Source organism: Delftia sp. K82, assembly GCF_002193035.1.
Classification (GTDB): domain Bacteria; phylum Pseudomonadota; class Gammaproteobacteria; order Burkholderiales; family Burkholderiaceae_C; genus Comamonas; species Comamonas acidovorans.
The window spans coordinates 123,718-140,608 of record NZ_MYFL01000008.1; the positions used below are offsets into that span (position 1 = coordinate 123,718).

A 16,891-nucleotide genomic window follows, 5' to 3' on the forward strand; every position below is an offset into this window, starting at 1 on the left:
GGGCACTTGATGCTCTCTTGGGGCCAGTGTCCGCGCTTTTCATTGGAGCGATGGATGAATATCGAAAATTTGGCTAAGCAACAGATTCTAGTCATTGGTGCTCGTGCCACACAGGAACTTTTTCGAGGGCCTACTTACTGCGCCACCAAGATATCTTTGGAATTCCTCAGACGACTCGTTCAAGTGCGTCGGATAGTTGAGGAAACTGAGCTGTCGGAGGCGAGGTTCTATTACGAACCTGATCTTTGGGGGCCTATAGGAATCAAGGAGGAAGCTAAGCTCGGCGAGCCGGAGGTTGTGGTGGCCACTCGGTGTTTTTGGTTCACTGACTTCTCCAGGGATTCCGATTGTAATTTCGAATCGGAACTTATGGACTTTGATTCATTGGAAAAGCTCCTCAACTCATCCGCGCCGAACGAGTTGATATTTGTTCCCGATGAGGTGCGCTCGTTCTACGAGGGTCACCATGGTGAATAAAGGAAGAGAACTGGATATCACCATTGAGAGCGATCGCGATCTGTCGCTGGTGAGTTGTAACCGCGTTTGCATAAAAAAGGCCGAGGATGGGCGGTACCGCGTTACCTCCAGTCTGCGGTTCTGGAGAGGTGGCGATCACTCATTTTTGAGCAAGCTTCTTCGTCGGAGGATGCCAGGGCTTCGATTCATAGCAGGCAATTGCAGCGCGCCCTCTGGGTACTTCTGGGGCACGTAGTCCCTTTCATGCATCTGCAGACCCTACGGGGTTCTGCAGGGCTTTCCAAAGGCTTTCTCGCGGAGGCTCTTTGGAAAGTCACCATTGTTTCGCCAGGGTAACCCTGACGATCAAAATTCCCAGCTTGGGGGAATCAAAGCAGCCAGCAAATTTCGCCCTTTACCGGGCTTATTAGCCCCAGCGGGTCAACTTCCCGCATGGGGAGCTGACCTGCTTCTTAGTTGGAGGTCAGTATGCTTACTCAGGCAATCAGCGCACCCGCTCGTCGGATCGGCGCTTTCATCACGGCTATTGCAAAGGCAAAACAATCAGTGGCAGAGGGTCGCTCTCTGGCTTATGCGGTGGAGCAGTGTCCACTGCGGGGCCGGATCATCAAACTGGAAACGACCAATGGGTGGAGCCCCTATCCATTGTTCGTAGAAAGCCCTAAATAGGCGCCGCCATGAACAAGTTCTACATCAAGGTCAGCGAGGTGCGCGAAAACGATGTCCTCTGCTTCGGCAACCCGAAGCGAGAAATTCGTGTCGAACGTGTCACGCACAATTCGGCAGGCCGTATAGGTTTTCACGCCAATACTGACACTTGGACTGCCTACTACCACCCCAACGACAGGGTTCGGATTAAGGCACGGGCCTATTAACGGCTTTCTTGGAGATTTAACTATGAGCACGCAAACCGTGTTTCTAAAAATGAAGATCAACAAGGCCGACGGCCTATTCTGCAATGAGGCTTCAATGTTGGAATGGGTGAAGGCTTGCTTGAACTGCAACACAAACTATGCGAGTGTCGATTTCGAGGTCGCTGGTGCAGAACGCTTTGAGGCGCTTTCGGCCATCGACAACGCGTTCGACCGAATGCATAGCCTTTTAGCTGGCGCTGGGGCACTCAACACCGCGTGTCTTGCGCAGGCGATCTACGGCCTCAAGCTGGAGATCGCGATAGCGCAGAGAGATGCTGATCTGGTTGCGGCAGCAGAGTCCAGCCTACAGGAACTTAAGCCCGCTCTTCAAGGGTTGGATTTGCGAACCTACAGCGGCTGGTGCGCTGCTGCGGCTGCGCTGCTGGTCGACAAGCCTACGGGCACGGCCCTGATCGATGCGCCCTTCCATGGATACCTAATCCTGGTGGATGGAGTACTTCACGGCTTGGCAATGCGCGAAGACGGCGACGTGCGATTTCCCTCAGCGAAGCACTGTCCGCTCGACGCAAACGAGGTGGACCGTTCTATCTGGGACGACGCGCTTCAGTGCTGGGAAGCCCATGATCCGCTGCTTTGCCGCAAGGCATTATTGCTGCCTGCTTTCACCTCACTCACGTTCGAGGAAATAGCAGGCGATTAACCTGAGTCATACCCCGGCGCAAGCCTGGATTGATTAGCTAAACGTTACTAACCCCATCCGGGATTCACCTCCCGGATGGGGGGTGATTCCGGATTATCACTGGAGATCACCATGAGTTCATATCAGTATTACCCGACCGGCGCCCACACGGCAGCCCGCATGTATGCGAAGTTTAAAAGGCCAGTCAACCACCTCTGCGATCCGAGCGCTGGGAAGGGGCACCTAATCCGTCATGCCCGAGAAGGGTTCATCGGAGTTCCAGACGCAGATCTACCGTGGCTTGCAGATATTGAAGATCGGCCGATAGGGAGAAATGGCGCTAGAGTGTTCGACTATGCACGTAAACGCTTCGGTGACGTTGGACACGTATCGGCCGTAGAAATCGATGCTCGGCATCACGATAGCCTCAAGGAGTTGGATATCCAGATACTGGGTTACGACTTCATGGACGTGCAGTCGTTGGCAACGGTTACGTCTGTTCTCATGAATCCACCGTTTGCTCGCGGTGAGGCTCACGTTTTGCACGCGTGGGAGGTTGTATACGATGCAGAAATTGTGGCCATTATCAATGCGGAGTCTATCCGTAATCCACGGACTCAAGAGCGCCAGCGCTTAGTCGAGTTGATTGCGGCACACGGGACAGTCGAGTTTCTGCGCGACCAGTTCATAGACGATGTTGAACGAAAGACGGAAGTCGAAGTAGCGCTCATTTACTTGGAGAAGACGCCTGCGCGCTACATGGATCTGGACAGGTTGCTTGGGGGGCTCACCAAGGGCGATGCCTTGAGGGGCGAGATAGAAGTTGAGGTCTGTACTGCCCTTTCCCTTCCTTCAAACTTCATCCAGGACACGTCTTACCGGTTCCGCCAGGCAGTAGCTGCAGCTCGCGCTGCAAGCGAAGCCGTGGCACTGGCAGATCACTTCGCTGAGGGCATGGGACTCACGCTCGATGAGATGCAGGCTAAGGGTGTGGGAAGTGATTTCCGCACCGAGGCAGGCAACGTTCGTGCTGCGGCCAACGATGACTTCAAGGTGCGGTACGACAACCTCAAGAAGCGAGCCTGGGGGCAGATCCTTCGCTCTTCGCTCCTGAATGACCGACTCAGCAACCAGGCGCGAAGGAAAGTCGAGGCATCAGCGGAAAGCATCTATGCCATGGAGTTCAGTGTGGCAAATATCCACGGCTTCCTGGCTGGGGTCATTCAGTCACTGCCATCTATCTACGAGGATATGATTGTCGATCTGTTCGATGCCATTATTGAGCGTTCATCCGACAATGTGGTGTTTTACAGGAGCTGGAAATCGAATCAGAAGCATCGTATTGGTATGCGCATTCGAAAATCGCGTTTCATCATGCCTCGATTTCAACTTTCGTTCGGCGGATCTTTGGACTACGAGTCTGAACGGTTCCTGGCGGACGTAGACAAGGTGTGGGGATATCTGATGGGTGAGCCCCACGGGTATGATGGCCTGGTTGCTGCCATGAAGAAATCCGATCTGCGTTCAAGTGAACGAATAGCCTCGCGCTATTTCGATGTGCGTTACTACAAGGGGGTTCAGACACTCCATTTCTATCCTAAGTCCAGCGAGGTTGTGGAGAAAATCAACAAGTTCGTCGGAAAACTGCGTCAGTGGATTCCTGGGAACATGGACGAGGCAAATAGCGATTTTCAGAAGCAATACGAGGGCGGGGAGGCGCTAACGAAGGATTACATGAGGGTCTACGAAATGAGCGCTCGCAATTCCTACGGTTATGATCGTCCCGCGATCGCACTCCTTCGGAACCTTAAAGGAAAGGATGAAGGAGATACGCTCCAGCTTGACCGTTTGAGTGCAGCGGTTGACATGGTGCATACCCAGCGAGGCCTTCATTGCGGTCCTGCGTTGGCGACATCACATCCTTTGAAATCAATTTGCATGGGGGACCAACCTCATAGCAATGAACACTCTAAGCAAGATCAATTGCTCTTGCTTGCAGCGTAAAGCAGAACCGTCACGTGCAGGCGAAGGTGTCTTCCGACTTCTTCGCCTCCACTGTGACCGGTGCTGACAGGCTTCCACTTCGGTGGGGGCTTTCCCAAGAGTCAACCAGTTGCTCTTCGGAAAGCGAAATAATAGCGGCGTGGCTTTCTGGGCGTTATCAATTCCATTGCTGCCTATTGTGGGCTGCCGCGACCATGCAAATGAACGTGCATTGAGTGGGCAATATTTAGCGTGTAGAAGCATTCTTTTGCTGAGCAGTCTGCTTCGAAACCTCCGGTTTTGATGTTGATCAGCTGGCTTAGCAGTTCGTCGCCATTATCAGCCTGAGCGGGACAGTCGATGAGGGCGTTCTATAGCTAACAGTGTAGCCGCAGTGGTTGCGTAAGGGCCGCCTGAGCAATCCTCACGCGGTCCGCTACACATAGACGATGTGCAACAGGTTGAACATCGCTCGGCCACACCCCATCGGGCGTTTTCCCTTGAACAGCTTCCTACATGGAAGCTTTTCGGCTGATTTTCGCTAGGAGCACTCTGTACTATCAGAGGCACGCCAGGGGGTAGCACGTGGAGGTATTCGTGTGCTGTCCGCAGATATGGCAACTCTCTTCACTTGGAGAAAATCATGAGTTTTCAAGCTCGCGCGCCCGTATTGCCGATTGCTCAAAAAAATTGGTTTTTGTTACTGCTATCGATTGGACTGTGCAAGTCCTTGATTTTTGCAATATTATCCTTCGCCGCCATAAGCTCGCATGCCGGGACTGCTTATGTCCGAAACAACGCGACTATGTCACTAGAGATCACCGCTCAAAATGATGGTGCTGTCTTTGGTGGGACAGGCGATGGAACCAAGATTACCCTCGTACCGGGCGCCAGTCAGACCGTATCGCACGCCAAGACAAGTGACGGATTGATGGTAAGACATAAGTACACCATTGGTTTTGGACAACTATGTAGCAGATATAGCACGACCTCCTTCGCGGATGCTCAATCACAACCATGTGAGGACCGTGATGGAGCGATGCTTGGTGGGTACGATTATTCAACGGGAGGAACGCCTTCCAGTAACCCCGGGTACCGTGGATTCCAAACACTATACGTGATCTACGAGATCAAAGTATACAACTGCGCTGCAGCCACTGTTGCTTGGGGGCCTGGTAATTCTTGCAAAGCAACTCTTGGCGTAGGACAGCCAAATGCAGTGGTGGCAATTTCAAACATCGCAGCCGGCGTAGTAGGTGATGGGACAGCTACATGCAGGGTACCTAATGGATGGAGTGTGACCGGTAGTTGTGCCGCAAGCATGGTTCAACCTGCAGCTATTGCAGCAACTCAAGGGACCCTAGTCGGAAAGATCCAAGTCACTTGGGGCGCAGTGGAAGGGGCTTCCGGGTATGAGCTTTCATATCGCCGTCAGCCCGACGAGAACTGGGCATCCCTCGTTGCGAGCAGTGGCTATATATTTAATACTACCGATGAGTCTATATTCGAGTTCCGAGTAAGGGCGACAAATGCTGCAGGGGCCGGTGAATGGAGTGGTGTGGCGAAAGGCTTTATTATTCCGCAGATAATGCCGATTTTTGTATCTCAGTCAGCACCAGAGAATGTACGGGCCGGTGCATCCTTCATAGTGCCACAGACTTGGAAGAATACCGGCTACACAACATGGTCAAGCGACGGCAAGTTTTACCTTGCGCAAGCATCCGGCTCCGGCAATTTTGGTGATGGCAAGGCTATCTTCCCAGGAAATGTCACGCAGAATACTAGTGCTACTTCCCAGGTTTCACTCATTGCTCCTTCGACACCTGGCGTTTACGTTCTCTCGCGCCAGTTTTTCAAGGATGGTACTCCTTACGGGTCGCCCTCAACTCCAGTAAATATTAGGGTTTGGGGCGACGCGACTTGCAGTGGACTTGCTGTCAATAAGCCCTATTTGTATGACATAAATGGGACGGTGAGCGTCCAATTCGCGGCAAATAATCAGACGACAGCAGTTGTTGCAAGGGTCTGGAGTGAAGCGACGGGTGAGCTGGACTCAAGGCTCTACAATCCCACGCCAGTTGCCGGTGTCTACAAGTTTGACGTCCCTCTCTCCAACCATGGCGGGCGTATCGGTACCTATCATGTGAAGGTTGACGTGAGTAACGCGGTTACCTTGTCTAGCTGCGAAGTAACGTTTGAGTTGAGGCCGCTCGAAAAGCCAGTTGTGCAGCTTCAGGCGCTTATCGGCACTGGGCCTGGTGGCAACAGTTTTGTCGTTGGCCAAACAGACGCGGAAGCGTTCCTCAAGGTCTCAGTCAGTCGTACTGAAGGTTTGCCCATGCTCTTGGAGCTTGCCGTGGCCACTGGCGATTATCAAGTTGGGGGCACATCTTCTCTGGCTGCTGGGGCAGAGTCGGCAAGCATGAGCGTCATTCGGTGGCGCCCTGGCGTCTGGGGTACCCGTGGCTATCTGCTGCGCGTAAAGTACGCGGATCCCGCAGCGGCGGACCAGGGGAAGAACCTCGAAATCCCTCTTGATTTGATTCTGCCCCCCGCCGGCGACACCCTGGCATTGAAGTTTGGTCTCGGTCACCCTTTGACCGCAAGCACCATAATGGGTCGAGCAGGATCGCTTCCCTACAACGGTGCGGCGCAAGGCAGTTGGGTCTCCAAGCTCGGCGTACAGGGTGGGGCAGATCTGGACAGCTTCTTGGCAATGGGCGAGGCTGGTAGCCGCCAACACGCTCTGGACTACAACATCCTTTACGGAAAAACCTTGGTTGGCACTGCTCGTGCCGTCCCACCAGCCGGTGTTTCGTTGTTGAAGCCCATTGAGGTAACAACAGTTGCAAGCGTACCGACAATGCCGGTCAAGAATCTTCAGGCCACGGACGGCACCTTGGAGGATCTGGTGCGTGTTACTTGGGATGCACCAGCGGATGGCGCAGCCGGTTTCACGTATGACGTATACCGTGATGCGGAGCTGATTCAAACCGGTAAGTCGGCCAGGGTGGTTGATGACGTGCCGCCAGTGCGCGGTCAAATCTACAACTACCGGGTGATCGCCTCCTTGAACGTTGCCAAGAGCGGTGAGGCCACTGACCCTGGCCACATGCCCGCATGCAGGGCAGCACGCTTGGTCGGTGCGAGCTTGAACGCGGATATGAGTGCAATCAATGGCCTCATAGAGCAATGGCCGTGCCTGGTAAGTGTCGGTGGTACGAGCGCCATTGATGCTTTGTCACCTCTGGGGCTGGAGCTTCAAGGTGCGAAGTCATACAAGGCGTTTAGCGTTCCGGTACCGCTGAATTTGAAGGATGGTCCTCACGTCCTCCATCTTGGCTTGGCAAGCGAGGGAGTTGTGCTGAATGCGAACCGGACCTATGACATGCCGTTTCAGCTGAATCGCGCTTCAATTGCTGTCAACGATCTCACGATCACCTACGATGGCTCTCCCGCGAAGGCGGGGCAGGATGCAACCTCGATCGGTCGTTTTGGGCTTCGCATGGAAGGTGGCTCGGGTATCGGCTTTGCCGAAGAAGTGAAGTGATGAAACCGTGAAGGGGCCGAGGATTTATTTCCTCGGCCCCTTTTTTTTTGGCGTGCAGGAGCCTGTTTCACTAGCCCGGCAACGTTTTACGGTCATGGGCACATTACTAGGACGACTGGGCCTGCAGCTGGTCAAGGGCGAGGGAAGCCCGGTTCTAACAGGCGTTCAAGGTGCGGTGTTGGCTTGCTCTGCTGGCCAAGGGCGGTTCAATTTATATTACATGACCTCGCTGACGGGAGCTAAATACGCTGTCAATCACCAACGGAGGAGGGTAGTCCAATAGGTTGAAGCAGGCGTGGAAAGGTTATCCCGCTTGCGCTATCGAGTTTATGACAGGGTCACTGGAAGAGGGTGGTTGGGGACGATTATCCGATTTATCTTCCAAGGCCAAGTACGCTATTGAGGAAGAATAGAAAGCCCTCGTAGGGCACGGCATTAATAAGAGCATTTGCGGAATCCACGAGAGAATCAATAGAAGTGTTGTATTGATATTACATGACCTGCCGTATTGAGAAAATTTGCCTGCTTGTCAAAGCTATCGCTAGCAGTTGTAGAGATCCTGGGTGATAATGTGGAAATTGAGGATGCTCGAAAGGTAGACTTATGTCTGAGCTATTTCAAGAATCGATTTTCAAAGAGCCGCCGAGCGCCGAAGTTCTGCTTGACCTGTGGCTCGATTACGGTTCTTCGGCTGACAGAGATCCTATTGGCCTTAAAGGTGAGCCATCGTATCGGTACTTCTGGAGTACCTGGACGAAGTATCTGAAGACTGGCAGAAATGCGGAACTGCCAGCCCCTATAGAGTGGCACGCCGTCACTAGCGAGGATGTCGTCGGCTTTCTGACATCTGGACCTGAAAGCCGCAAAGAAGACACCCAAGTCAGTGATATTACCCGCCGCAGATACTGGCGTTTGCTAGAGCGCATTTACGATTTCGCACTGCAACAAGGATGGGTATCGTCCAACCCGGCAAAAGCTCTCGAAAGAATGGATACGCCGCCGAGCGAAGATCCGCTTGGAGCGATCGTCACGCCAAAGGTGTGGGCGGCCCTGAACTCCATCCTGCTCGCCCCAGTCGATGGAGATCCGATCAGTGCCCGAAATCGCGCGCTGCTTATCTGCCTGACCGCGATGGCGTTGACACCTATGGAAGTTCGCACGCTCACGCTGAATTCGGTCCTGTATGCCATGGACGAGGGGACGGAGCGACCTCACCAGCTCCAGCTCGATGGGCCTGGCAAGAACCAGCGGCGCCGCGTTGTACTGCCCACGGAGGCCGTTGCCGCCCTTGAGGATTGGCTCGCTAGTCGGCCCCGCGTCGCAAGCAAGCCGGAAGTTGAGAGTCTTTTTTGCACGAACCGTGCGGCAAGCCGTCCTGGTGGAAAACCAGCTGGTCAAATGACATCCGTGACCCTGCTCCTGCTGGTGCGAGACCTTCTCGTCGCTGCGGCTAAGACGGCAGGTCAGCCGCTGCCAGCTCGTCTGGGCCCGCAGATCCTTCGCAACACACGCTTGGTGATGTGGCTCAATGAAGGCGTTCCAGCCAGCCAAGTTGCAGTCTGGGCAGGGCTGAAGAACGTCAAGGGTCTCTACCACCTCCGGGAACACCTCAACCCTGAAATCCGGATTACGGTGAAGAACGTACGCGACGATGAGGACTGACTAGGTGGAACGACACAGAAAGGGCCGGCGAACCCGGCCCTTTTCATTGCGGGGCATCTGCTATTTGAAATTCCTACTTTCAGTGGCCAGGCGCCCAAGTAGATGGCTGAGATCCGCCAGTCGGATAGCGATGAGATTGCATACATCACCGTTACGCTGCCACCGTCCTTTGACCGCCAACAGCCTAGAGTTCAACAACACTTCTCTTTGTTCGTCCCGCACGTCCTGCCATACGATGACCTGGGTGGCCCCGTCCTCGTCCTCCAATGACAGGAAGATCGTGCCGTTGGCAGTGTCAGGCTGTTGGCGCAACGTTACGATGCCGGCCGTGCGCACGGTGTAGCCATTCGGAACATGCCGCAACTGCGCGGAGGTCTTGAGCTTGTAGCGATCGAGCCTGGGTCGGAGCAGCTTCAGCGGGTGGCTGCGCAAGGTCAGTCCTATCGAGGTGTAGTCCCAAAGCACCTCTTCACCTTCGCGAGCCGCCTCCAGCTCCAACTCGTCTTCTTCGATTGGCGCGTCGCGTAGTAGCTGCGGCGGTGCGTAAAGCGCTGCAGCTTCCCAGACCTGCTGGCGTCGGTGCCCGGACAGCGAGGCCAGCGCGTCGGCGGCGGCGAGCTGCTTCATTTCATGCTGTTCGAGGCCAGCGCGCCTGGCCAGTTGCTCAGCGCTGTCGAACGGCGCTCGCGCCCGCTCGGACTCGATGCGTCTCGCGCTACTCGCCCTCAGGCCCCCGATCAGGCGCAAGCCCAGGCGCACGGCGGGCCGGTGCTCGATGTCTTCCAGCGTGCAATCAACCTGGCTATGCATCACGTCCACCGGGCGCACTTCGACGCCATGTCGGATCGCGTCCTGGACAAGTTGGCTGGGCGAATAGAAGCCGAGCGGGAAGCTATTGAGCATGGCCGCCAGGAACGCTGCAGGCTCATGACGCTTGAGCCAGCACGAGGCGTAGACCAGCAGTGCAAAACTGGCGGCATGCGACTCCGGGAAGCCATACGCGCTGAAACCCTTGATCTGCTCGAAGATGGCGTCGGCGAAGGACTTGTCGTAGCCACGCGCCGTCATGCCCTGGACGATCTTGTCGTAGTATTTTTCCAGCCCGCCCTTGCGCTTCCACGCGGCCATTGCCCGGCGCAGGCCATCGGCCTCGCCGGGCGTGAATCCCGCTGCAAGGATGGAAATCTGCATGACCTGCTCGATGTAGCATGAACTTTGATCAACATGCGAGCACACCTAGTGGCTGCAAAGATATCTGAACTTAGCTCGAACAAGGTGACGTCCGGCACCCTTGAGCTGCGAACTTACGCGCGTAGGTACGGGAGAGAGTCCATACGGACGCGCATCCTCCGTCTTCAGGATTGGGATACAGCCTTCGCAATCTGGGCATGGCCTACCTTAGTCAACTTATCCGAAGCCACAGCCTTGGAGCCACTCCACTTTTCGGCATGGGACTCTCTTGATATCGGCCTGCATGCGTTGGAAAAGGATCTCTACTGGTCAGTTGAAAGTGCAGAGGTCTTCAATGCCGTCGAGCCAGAGACCCTCGCCCGCCTCTTTGAGAACATGGAGACATACCTCCTCGAAAACTGTACTCACTCAATGGCGCGCCAAGCTTCAATAGTCACAAGAAAATTTGTTCGTGACGCATTAATCGCATACAACCCCGAAGGACGTATTTCAAGAATTAAGACTGTTTACAAAACAAAACTGCTTAGGCAAAAAAATCCGCAGAAAATTATAAGCGATGGCATTTTTATTGACCCATCCACCGGAGAGCCGACGCCGCCAGTTAGCGCACTGCGACACAGCACAGCCAAAGATCTTAAGGAAAAAGTCGAGGATAGACTTAAACTCGATATTAAGCACATTGAGACAGCATGTCTAAATGAAATTAACTCATACGAAAAGGCATGTAAAAAGCTTGCACTTCTACGTGAGATCCCCATTCCAAAAAATGCAACATTTATCCGAGATAATTATCGTCACCCGATGAGGACCGATTTAAGCGAAAGAGATTTAATTGGACTATTTTCGCTTTACCTACAGACAGACCTCAAAGCAGTACAAAATAAAAGCACCCCACAAGGATTTATACATCCTTACGGGCAAGCAATAACCCGTTATATCTGTCAGCACTTAGAAATTCAACCAGTTGGGGGATTCTCCAACCTATTGAGATATGACACCTTTCTACCGGCGAACACGGCAATTGCTTGCGCCCTTGTCATTCAAATTCGAACAAAATGGAACATCAGCTCAGTTATAGAAATGAGGAAATCATCAATCACTCGCAGCCGATCATTCGTACAACTTCAATCCATTAAAACCAAAGTCTTCAACGAAACACCAGCTGTAGTCATTGAGACTACAGACGAACTCGCCATGCAGGCTATCTCACTAGTCGAGCGATCACTCGACCAATCTATCAAGCGAGGCTACTCCCAGGCCACAGAAGAGAGATTCTGGCTAACCGCACGTTTGGACCGAAAGACTGGTATTTCACGACGCAGGGCAAACTGGGGCTTTCATCTTCGAAATTTTAGAGAGAAACATAATCTTCAGCCTTTCTTTCTCGAGGATGTGCGCGCCCAAGCACTTACGTTAGTAGCGCTCGGGCAGGATGGCGCATTCGCAGCGATGGAGGCAGCAGGCCACCGTGGGATGGGGTCGATAGCAGCATACTTGGATTCCACTCTTCATCAGCGCCTCAATGCGGCTACTAATCTAGAGTTCCAACGGCGTTGGGAGGCATCCGTACGATATGCAATGGATCCCGCATCAGCAGATACGACAGTACCTCTCATTCCAATTGGGGACGGGAGTTCTTGTATAGCACCAGAAGATCCGCCCCTTAGGGATTGGCTCGATGGATTATCCTGCTCGGCTCGCCACTGCCACAGCGCCGATGGATGCGGCAATCGCCGAATTGAGATCAACCATAAGCGGATGGAGGAAGCCTTCCGTAGCAAGCACTTCTACGAGCGCAACTGGCAGAGAATCCTTAATCGAAACCCAGCAGCATTCGAGAAATTCCACTTGCAATCAATGCTCTTCGCAATCGGATTGTGTGAAGCACTCAAAACGGGCCCCTACCGTCACATTGCAAAATTCTATGAAGACAAAGTCACAGAAGAGTAGTCAAAATGTTGACATTCAATATTTTGAGAAAGACAGAGAAAGGCCATTTACCCCTGTCTGCTCGAATTTTAAAATTTCTGGGGAATGGGTGCTCAATTTTAAGATACTCCACTCTATTAAAGGTGAAAATAATTGGAAAACAGTTGACATTGGAAATTTATGGATGCCGGCCTCACTTATTTCAGAACAACCTACCAAACTTCGACAACACCCCCATATTTGCATAGCGATTGCAATGACTTTAGATGCGCACTTGCTGCGTCAACGTTGGTGTAAAACCACCGCGGAGGTCGCAGCTGAGCTCGCGTTGAATTACGTCAAGTTCTCTGAGTACTGCTGGCTTAACAACATTCATAAATTCTCCGATTGGCCATTCGCATTGTGGGACAAACTATTAGAAAAATACAGTGCAGGAGGGTGGTCCCTCGCCTTAGATATTTCCGAACGGGCCCATAAAGCGATATCTGGCATGTCCAAACAAGATCTGGACAAAATAAGTCGATGGAAGGACAAGTCTGTTAATATAAACCGGACAGAAGTCGCGCGACTACTCGGGACCAGCGTAAGTCAGATAGAGACTCGCCCAATTCGTACGGAGATAATCTCTCGATATCATGTTTTAGGCTATCACCTTGATCAAGAGCTGCCTCCATTACGAGAAGGGATGTCTTATAAGCGCGTACTAATGCTGTGCACTGAGCTGATTAAGCTTGCAGATCTTCCCGCCCCTTATGGCCTTCAAAATATTCCCGCGTTCAGCGCAAATAATTTTGCCAAAAAAAATGGCAAACCGCCTAATAGAACGAAAAATATCTCTCCCGACTCGCTTGCAACATTACTGACAGAAGGGTTTAAATGGATTGAAACCTATGGGCCGGCTATTTTGAAAATGAACGTATCTCTCGTGGAATCAGCGCATTGCATGAAACAAGAGGGGCTTTCTCATCGAGAAAAATGCACTATTGCATTGAAGAGTATTGCAGAAAGAGAAGTAGTTGAGTCACTCCTGAACGTGAAAGTAACCTCACTTCAATCCGATCGTTTTGATGACGAGACATCCGTCGTGTCCCTTTCCAAAATGCTGCAGACCGCTTGCTTTTTCGTTATCGCGATAATGAATGGCCGGCGACGAGATGAAGTAGCAGGCAAAGTCGTAGGACTGAAGACCCAGAGTCTTGAGGTGATTGATAAAACTCTGAGCCTGTACGAATGTCTTTTCTACATAGAAAAGACGGATATGCAATACATACCATTTTACGTCAATGAAATTAGTTACAAAGCGTTCAAGATTTTAGAGAAATTATCGACAATTGCCTGGTTTAATTCCCACGGCTCCCCGCCACGAGAAGAACATAGTTTGTTCATATGTTTAAATTTCATAGGTGCCTTCCCAAAACCCTCATGGTATCGCGCATCGACTACTGGCAAAGGAGATGCTCGACATTTTCTCAAGCGCGCCTATTCAACCTCCGAAGCACCAGACATAAATCCTCATATGTTTAGGAGAGCATACGCAATTGTGTTTCATTATCGTTACGAAAATGCCCTCCTACAGGCTCTCGCGCAACAACTGCGCCATCGCGATCTCAATCAAACTCTGCACTACGTTTTTGACCCTGGAACGCGGTCATTGAATGATCGCGCGGAGTTCCTCTGGAAAATACCCAAGGAAGAAATCAGTCGTGCAAGGAATTCCCACGCGAACGAGTTGCAGGAAGCAGTTAATGAGGTTGGTAGGGAGAAGATTGAATCCGTCGTTCTCGAGATTCTTTCAGGTACCGCGAGAAGCTCAGGAGGTTTTATGCGACTTATTCAGAAATTTCACAGTCGCTTATCCAATATGCTTGATTACCGAGACTCTGACTTGCGAGATCAGTCAGCCAGGCTCTCAAAATTGCTTCTTGATCGAGGGCATAGCACGATACCATTTGGGCATGGGGACTGTAATGCAGGTATAGCACGACCAGCAGCCCGTTGCTACAGCCGAAATACCAAGTTGCTTCAACAAGAAAATGCTTCTCCAAATATCTGCCATAACTGCCCATACCACCGTTGCACTTCAGTTCACTTAGACGGACTCGAGCAGGAACACAAGTTAATGAAAAGAGAAATCGCCGAACTTCAAGCGGACTCAATTAAATACAGACTTTATCTAACCAACCTTCAAAACCTTGAAGCAATTATTCATCTCCATAGAGACAGACTTGGGACCTCCAATTGAAATCAATGATTAATTCAAAATCACGGATTAGCCATATTTCAGAAACAAACAAAAATAATGCCAAATTAAATATCACAACTAAAATTCAGGCACTACGCAGTCTACAGAGTATGCAGAATTTGCCTGAGGACCTTAAGATTCCGAAGAGCATTCGCGCATTCAACTTGTGGGCATCTCAAGAAATTCCCAAAGACATAACAAATTTATCATTTCAAAAGAACGCACTTGCGACGCTTGATAAGTACCCAAAGATCAAAGCAACGCTGATTGCCATTCTTGCAGATGGCAACGCATTCCGACATGCCTCCAAAACCAAGAGCGAGCGGATTGCCGCACTTAGAAATTCGAAAAATCTTCATCGGACACTGCGTGAAATTTCCGAGCGAGCACTTATCGACGCAATACGTGAGACCTTCAAGGCGAATGCAAAGATTGAAGAGTTAGAGAGTCAACTTACCTCGGTCGCATGCGAATTTCGGGGGCTACTTCAGTCTCGAGACAAAGAAATTGAGGAGCTTAAATCCACTCTAAAAGCCCTAAGAGATGGAAATCTAAAACGAAACAAAATCTCCAGAATCAAATGAATGAAATCATCCTTTCTAAGGTTTCATATGCCCAAAGTACTGAATTTATTTGCTATGACATAGGTAACATGACGGTATTGAGAAATATCGTCAACTACGGTTTGGCCATGAAAAGTAGAATGCTCTCCACGTCCACTATCGAGCAAGAACTTCGACATTTAGTGGAACTTGAGAACTATCTACGCGCGAGAAAATTGAAGATTGACAGTTTGAATGACGAGAATCTCGCTCTTTATCGAGATAATTTACTCAAGAAGACAATATCTGCGAGATCCCATCGAGGTGTAGAAGAAAAATCAAAAATAACAGTTAATGCAAAATTGCGCCGAATATATCATTGGCTCCACTGGTTACAAAGCAGCGGCATGTGTAGGTCAAATCTAATTGGTCCTAGAGGCTCAGTCAGGAGCGAGGTTAGGCAATCAAGCAATCGTTCTTTGCAAACTTCTTCATGGAAAGCAGCGAATTCTTATAGCACCCCGCTCTGCTTCCGGACTTCATTTCAGAACAGTTCTCACGTCACCCCCAGACAACTACCAACCGAAAGGACTGTCGACGATCTTCATGCATACTTTTTCGCATCACCCTCAAGCAATTATTTAGTTTATCGAAATTCGCTATTCATCGACATTGCGTCACGCGTCGGCTTAAGAAGAGGATCAATAAATTCTTTAAACACCAACCAATTTCTTGCGGAAGACATAGCCAATTCCACAGATGAATTTTGGATTACACCTTCAAAACAGAAGAAAAATTACTCCAACTCATTTCCAATTCCAAAGGATCTTGCAATACAGATATCAAGTTTCATAGAGAACCAAAGGGCTGAATTAATAATCAAAAAACGGATAAAAAAACCGATCACAAAGGTCGAATCTTCTTATCTGAACGCAGTGGTAAGCCATTAACTGATCGGGCCATGACCCAGCTCATTGCAAAGGCAATGAGATCTCTTGGCTTCGAAAAAGGCACCTCAATTCATAGTTTCCGAGGGAAGTTCACTTCGGATGCAGTAGATAAAGAAGTAGAGACACGCCTAAGCGCTGGTATGGACACTAGTTCGATGTCAATTGCACCCGCCGTCGCCATGAGACTTGGACATAAGAATCCATTTCAATTTTTATCGTATGCGTCCGCTGCGCAGTCCAAGAAAGCGCGCTTAGAGCGACAAGAACAGGAAAGTGAACTATCTCGACTTAGAAGTGAACTCAACAAGCTTCGTCGAATTGCACTATTACCAACACCAAAAACTAGCAAAAAATGATGTTGCTCCCGTATTCCCGCCCCCGCCCTATTCGCAGTAGTGCGCCTGGTCAGCCCATGCCGCGTGTTGCCGCCTGAACTCCTGATGCGAACGCATTTTCAACGAAGAATGCGGATGCACTTAGTCGAAGTACTCGAAGGCCGTTGGCAGTTCCGCCAGTACCGTCTGCGCGTCACGCAGGTCCATGCGGGCCACGTAGTCACGTTTGAAGGTGTTCACGAAACTCTCGGCCGTTGTGGATTCCACAAAAAGACTGAACTACACAATAAAACTCTTAACTCGGGCGGAAGCCCACAGCACATTAGTTTTCCACACTGAACTGCTGTTTTTGCGGGGCGCAGCCGCGATGGACTGCGGCGAAGCGTTGCCTGCAGGCACATAGAACTCGTGGCGGTAGGGCTGAGCTGGGTCACCAGGGGCTGCCTGGCGTGAGTGGGTCCCACGCATCGAGACCA

General features: G+C 51.3%; 11 protein-coding genes and 2 pseudogenes. 11 read left to right on the forward strand and 2 right to left on the reverse strand.

From position 1 onward, the window contains the following. The first annotated feature begins 54 nt into the window (after positions 1–54). The 6 genes from KDK82_RS32920 to KDK82_RS30350 all read left to right on the forward strand — a co-directional run bounded on the left by KDK82_RS32920 (position 55) and on the right by KDK82_RS30350 (position 9,226). Positions 55–477: a hypothetical protein gene (locus KDK82_RS32920; RefSeq protein WP_179218020.1), complete on the forward strand. Its 423-nt coding sequence runs from the start codon at positions 55–57 to the stop codon at positions 475–477. Positions 478–1,154: 677 nt separating this feature from the next. After that, a complete protein-coding gene (locus KDK82_RS32460; protein WP_143343573.1) occupies positions 1,155–1,352 on the forward strand; it encodes a hypothetical protein in 198 nt (65 codons plus the stop codon). Between the two features lie 22 nt (positions 1,353–1,374). Continuing rightward, positions 1,375–2,052 (forward strand): hypothetical protein, encoded by a 678-nt coding sequence (locus KDK82_RS30335; protein ID WP_088167086.1) that lies wholly within the window; start codon positions 1,375–1,377, stop codon positions 2,050–2,052. A gap of 111 nt (positions 2,053–2,163) precedes the next feature. Beyond that, positions 2,164–4,035 (forward strand): DUF4942 domain-containing protein, encoded by a 1,872-nt coding sequence (locus KDK82_RS30340; RefSeq protein ID WP_179218021.1) that lies wholly within the window; start codon positions 2,164–2,166, stop codon positions 4,033–4,035. Positions 4,036–4,657: 622 nt separating this feature from the next. After that, positions 4,658–7,564, forward strand: coding sequence for a hypothetical protein (locus tag KDK82_RS32465; RefSeq protein WP_143343574.1), 2,907 nt, complete (start codon positions 4,658–4,660; stop codon positions 7,562–7,564). Positions 7,565–8,167: 603 nt separating this feature from the next. Continuing rightward, complete coding sequence (locus KDK82_RS30350; protein WP_088167088.1) at positions 8,168–9,226, forward strand: hypothetical protein; 1,059 nt, start codon at positions 8,168–8,170, stop codon at positions 9,224–9,226. Between the two features lie 60 nt (positions 9,227–9,286). Here the strand turns inward: KDK82_RS30350 and KDK82_RS30355 are convergent. Beyond that, positions 9,287–10,426 (reverse strand): annotated as a pseudogene (locus tag KDK82_RS30355) (OB-fold nucleic acid binding domain-containing protein); the annotation flags it as partial. Positions 10,427–10,651: 225 nt separating this feature from the next. On the opposite strand from KDK82_RS30355, the gene KDK82_RS32470 reads away from it, so the two are divergent. The 5 genes from KDK82_RS32470 to KDK82_RS32490 are packed head-to-tail and all read left to right on the forward strand — an operon-like array spanning position 10,652 to position 16,436. Beyond that, positions 10,652–12,367: a hypothetical protein gene (locus tag KDK82_RS32470; protein WP_143343575.1), complete on the forward strand. Its 1,716-nt coding sequence runs from the start codon at positions 10,652–10,654 to the stop codon at positions 12,365–12,367. Continuing rightward, positions 12,342–14,588, forward strand: a complete 2,247-nt coding sequence (locus KDK82_RS32475) for a hypothetical protein (RefSeq protein WP_143343576.1) — start codon at positions 12,342–12,344, stop codon at positions 14,586–14,588. The genes KDK82_RS32470 and KDK82_RS32475 overlap by 26 nt, the downstream gene beginning before the upstream one ends. Next, positions 14,585–15,172: a hypothetical protein gene (locus KDK82_RS32480; RefSeq protein WP_143343577.1), complete on the forward strand. Its 588-nt coding sequence runs from the start codon at positions 14,585–14,587 to the stop codon at positions 15,170–15,172. The genes KDK82_RS32475 and KDK82_RS32480 overlap by 4 nt, the downstream gene beginning before the upstream one ends. Next, positions 15,169–16,080, forward strand: a complete 912-nt coding sequence (locus tag KDK82_RS32485; RefSeq protein WP_143343578.1) for a hypothetical protein — start codon at positions 15,169–15,171, stop codon at positions 16,078–16,080. The genes KDK82_RS32480 and KDK82_RS32485 overlap by 4 nt, the downstream gene beginning before the upstream one ends. A gap of 11 nt (positions 16,081–16,091) precedes the next feature. Further along, positions 16,092–16,436, forward strand: coding sequence for a hypothetical protein (locus KDK82_RS32490; RefSeq protein WP_143343579.1), 345 nt, complete (start codon positions 16,092–16,094; stop codon positions 16,434–16,436). A 27-nt stretch (positions 16,437–16,463) separates the two neighbouring features. On the opposite strand, the pseudogene KDK82_RS30360 reads toward KDK82_RS32490, so the two are convergent. Further along, a pseudogene (locus KDK82_RS30360) lies at positions 16,464–16,667 on the reverse strand (integrase core domain-containing protein); the annotation flags it as partial. Between the last annotated feature and the right edge of the window lie 224 nt (positions 16,668–16,891).

Excerpts from the sequence above, each read along its gene's own strand:
- KDK82_RS30340 (WP_179218021.1), top strand. The coding sequence starts at position 2,164 with ATGAGTTCATATCAGTATTACCCGACCGGCGCCCACACGGCAGCCCGC.
- KDK82_RS30335 (WP_088167086.1), top strand. The coding sequence starts at position 1,375 with ATGAGCACGCAAACCGTGTTTCTAAAAATGAAGATCAACAAGGCCGAC.
- KDK82_RS30350 (WP_088167088.1), top strand. The coding sequence starts at position 8,168 with ATGTCTGAGCTATTTCAAGAATCGATTTTCAAAGAGCCGCCGAGCGCC.
- KDK82_RS32475 (WP_143343576.1), top strand. The coding sequence starts at position 12,342 with ATGAAGACAAAGTCACAGAAGAGTAGTCAAAATGTTGACATTCAATAT.
- KDK82_RS32920 (WP_179218020.1), top strand. The coding sequence starts at position 55 with ATGAATATCGAAAATTTGGCTAAGCAACAGATTCTAGTCATTGGTGCT.
- KDK82_RS32465 (WP_143343574.1), top strand. The coding sequence starts at position 4,658 with ATGAGTTTTCAAGCTCGCGCGCCCGTATTGCCGATTGCTCAAAAAAAT.
- KDK82_RS32460 (WP_143343573.1), top strand. The coding sequence starts at position 1,155 with ATGAACAAGTTCTACATCAAGGTCAGCGAGGTGCGCGAAAACGATGTC.
- KDK82_RS32485 (WP_143343578.1), top strand. The coding sequence starts at position 15,169 with ATGAATGAAATCATCCTTTCTAAGGTTTCATATGCCCAAAGTACTGAA.
- KDK82_RS32490 (WP_143343579.1), top strand. The coding sequence starts at position 16,092 with ATGACCCAGCTCATTGCAAAGGCAATGAGATCTCTTGGCTTCGAAAAA.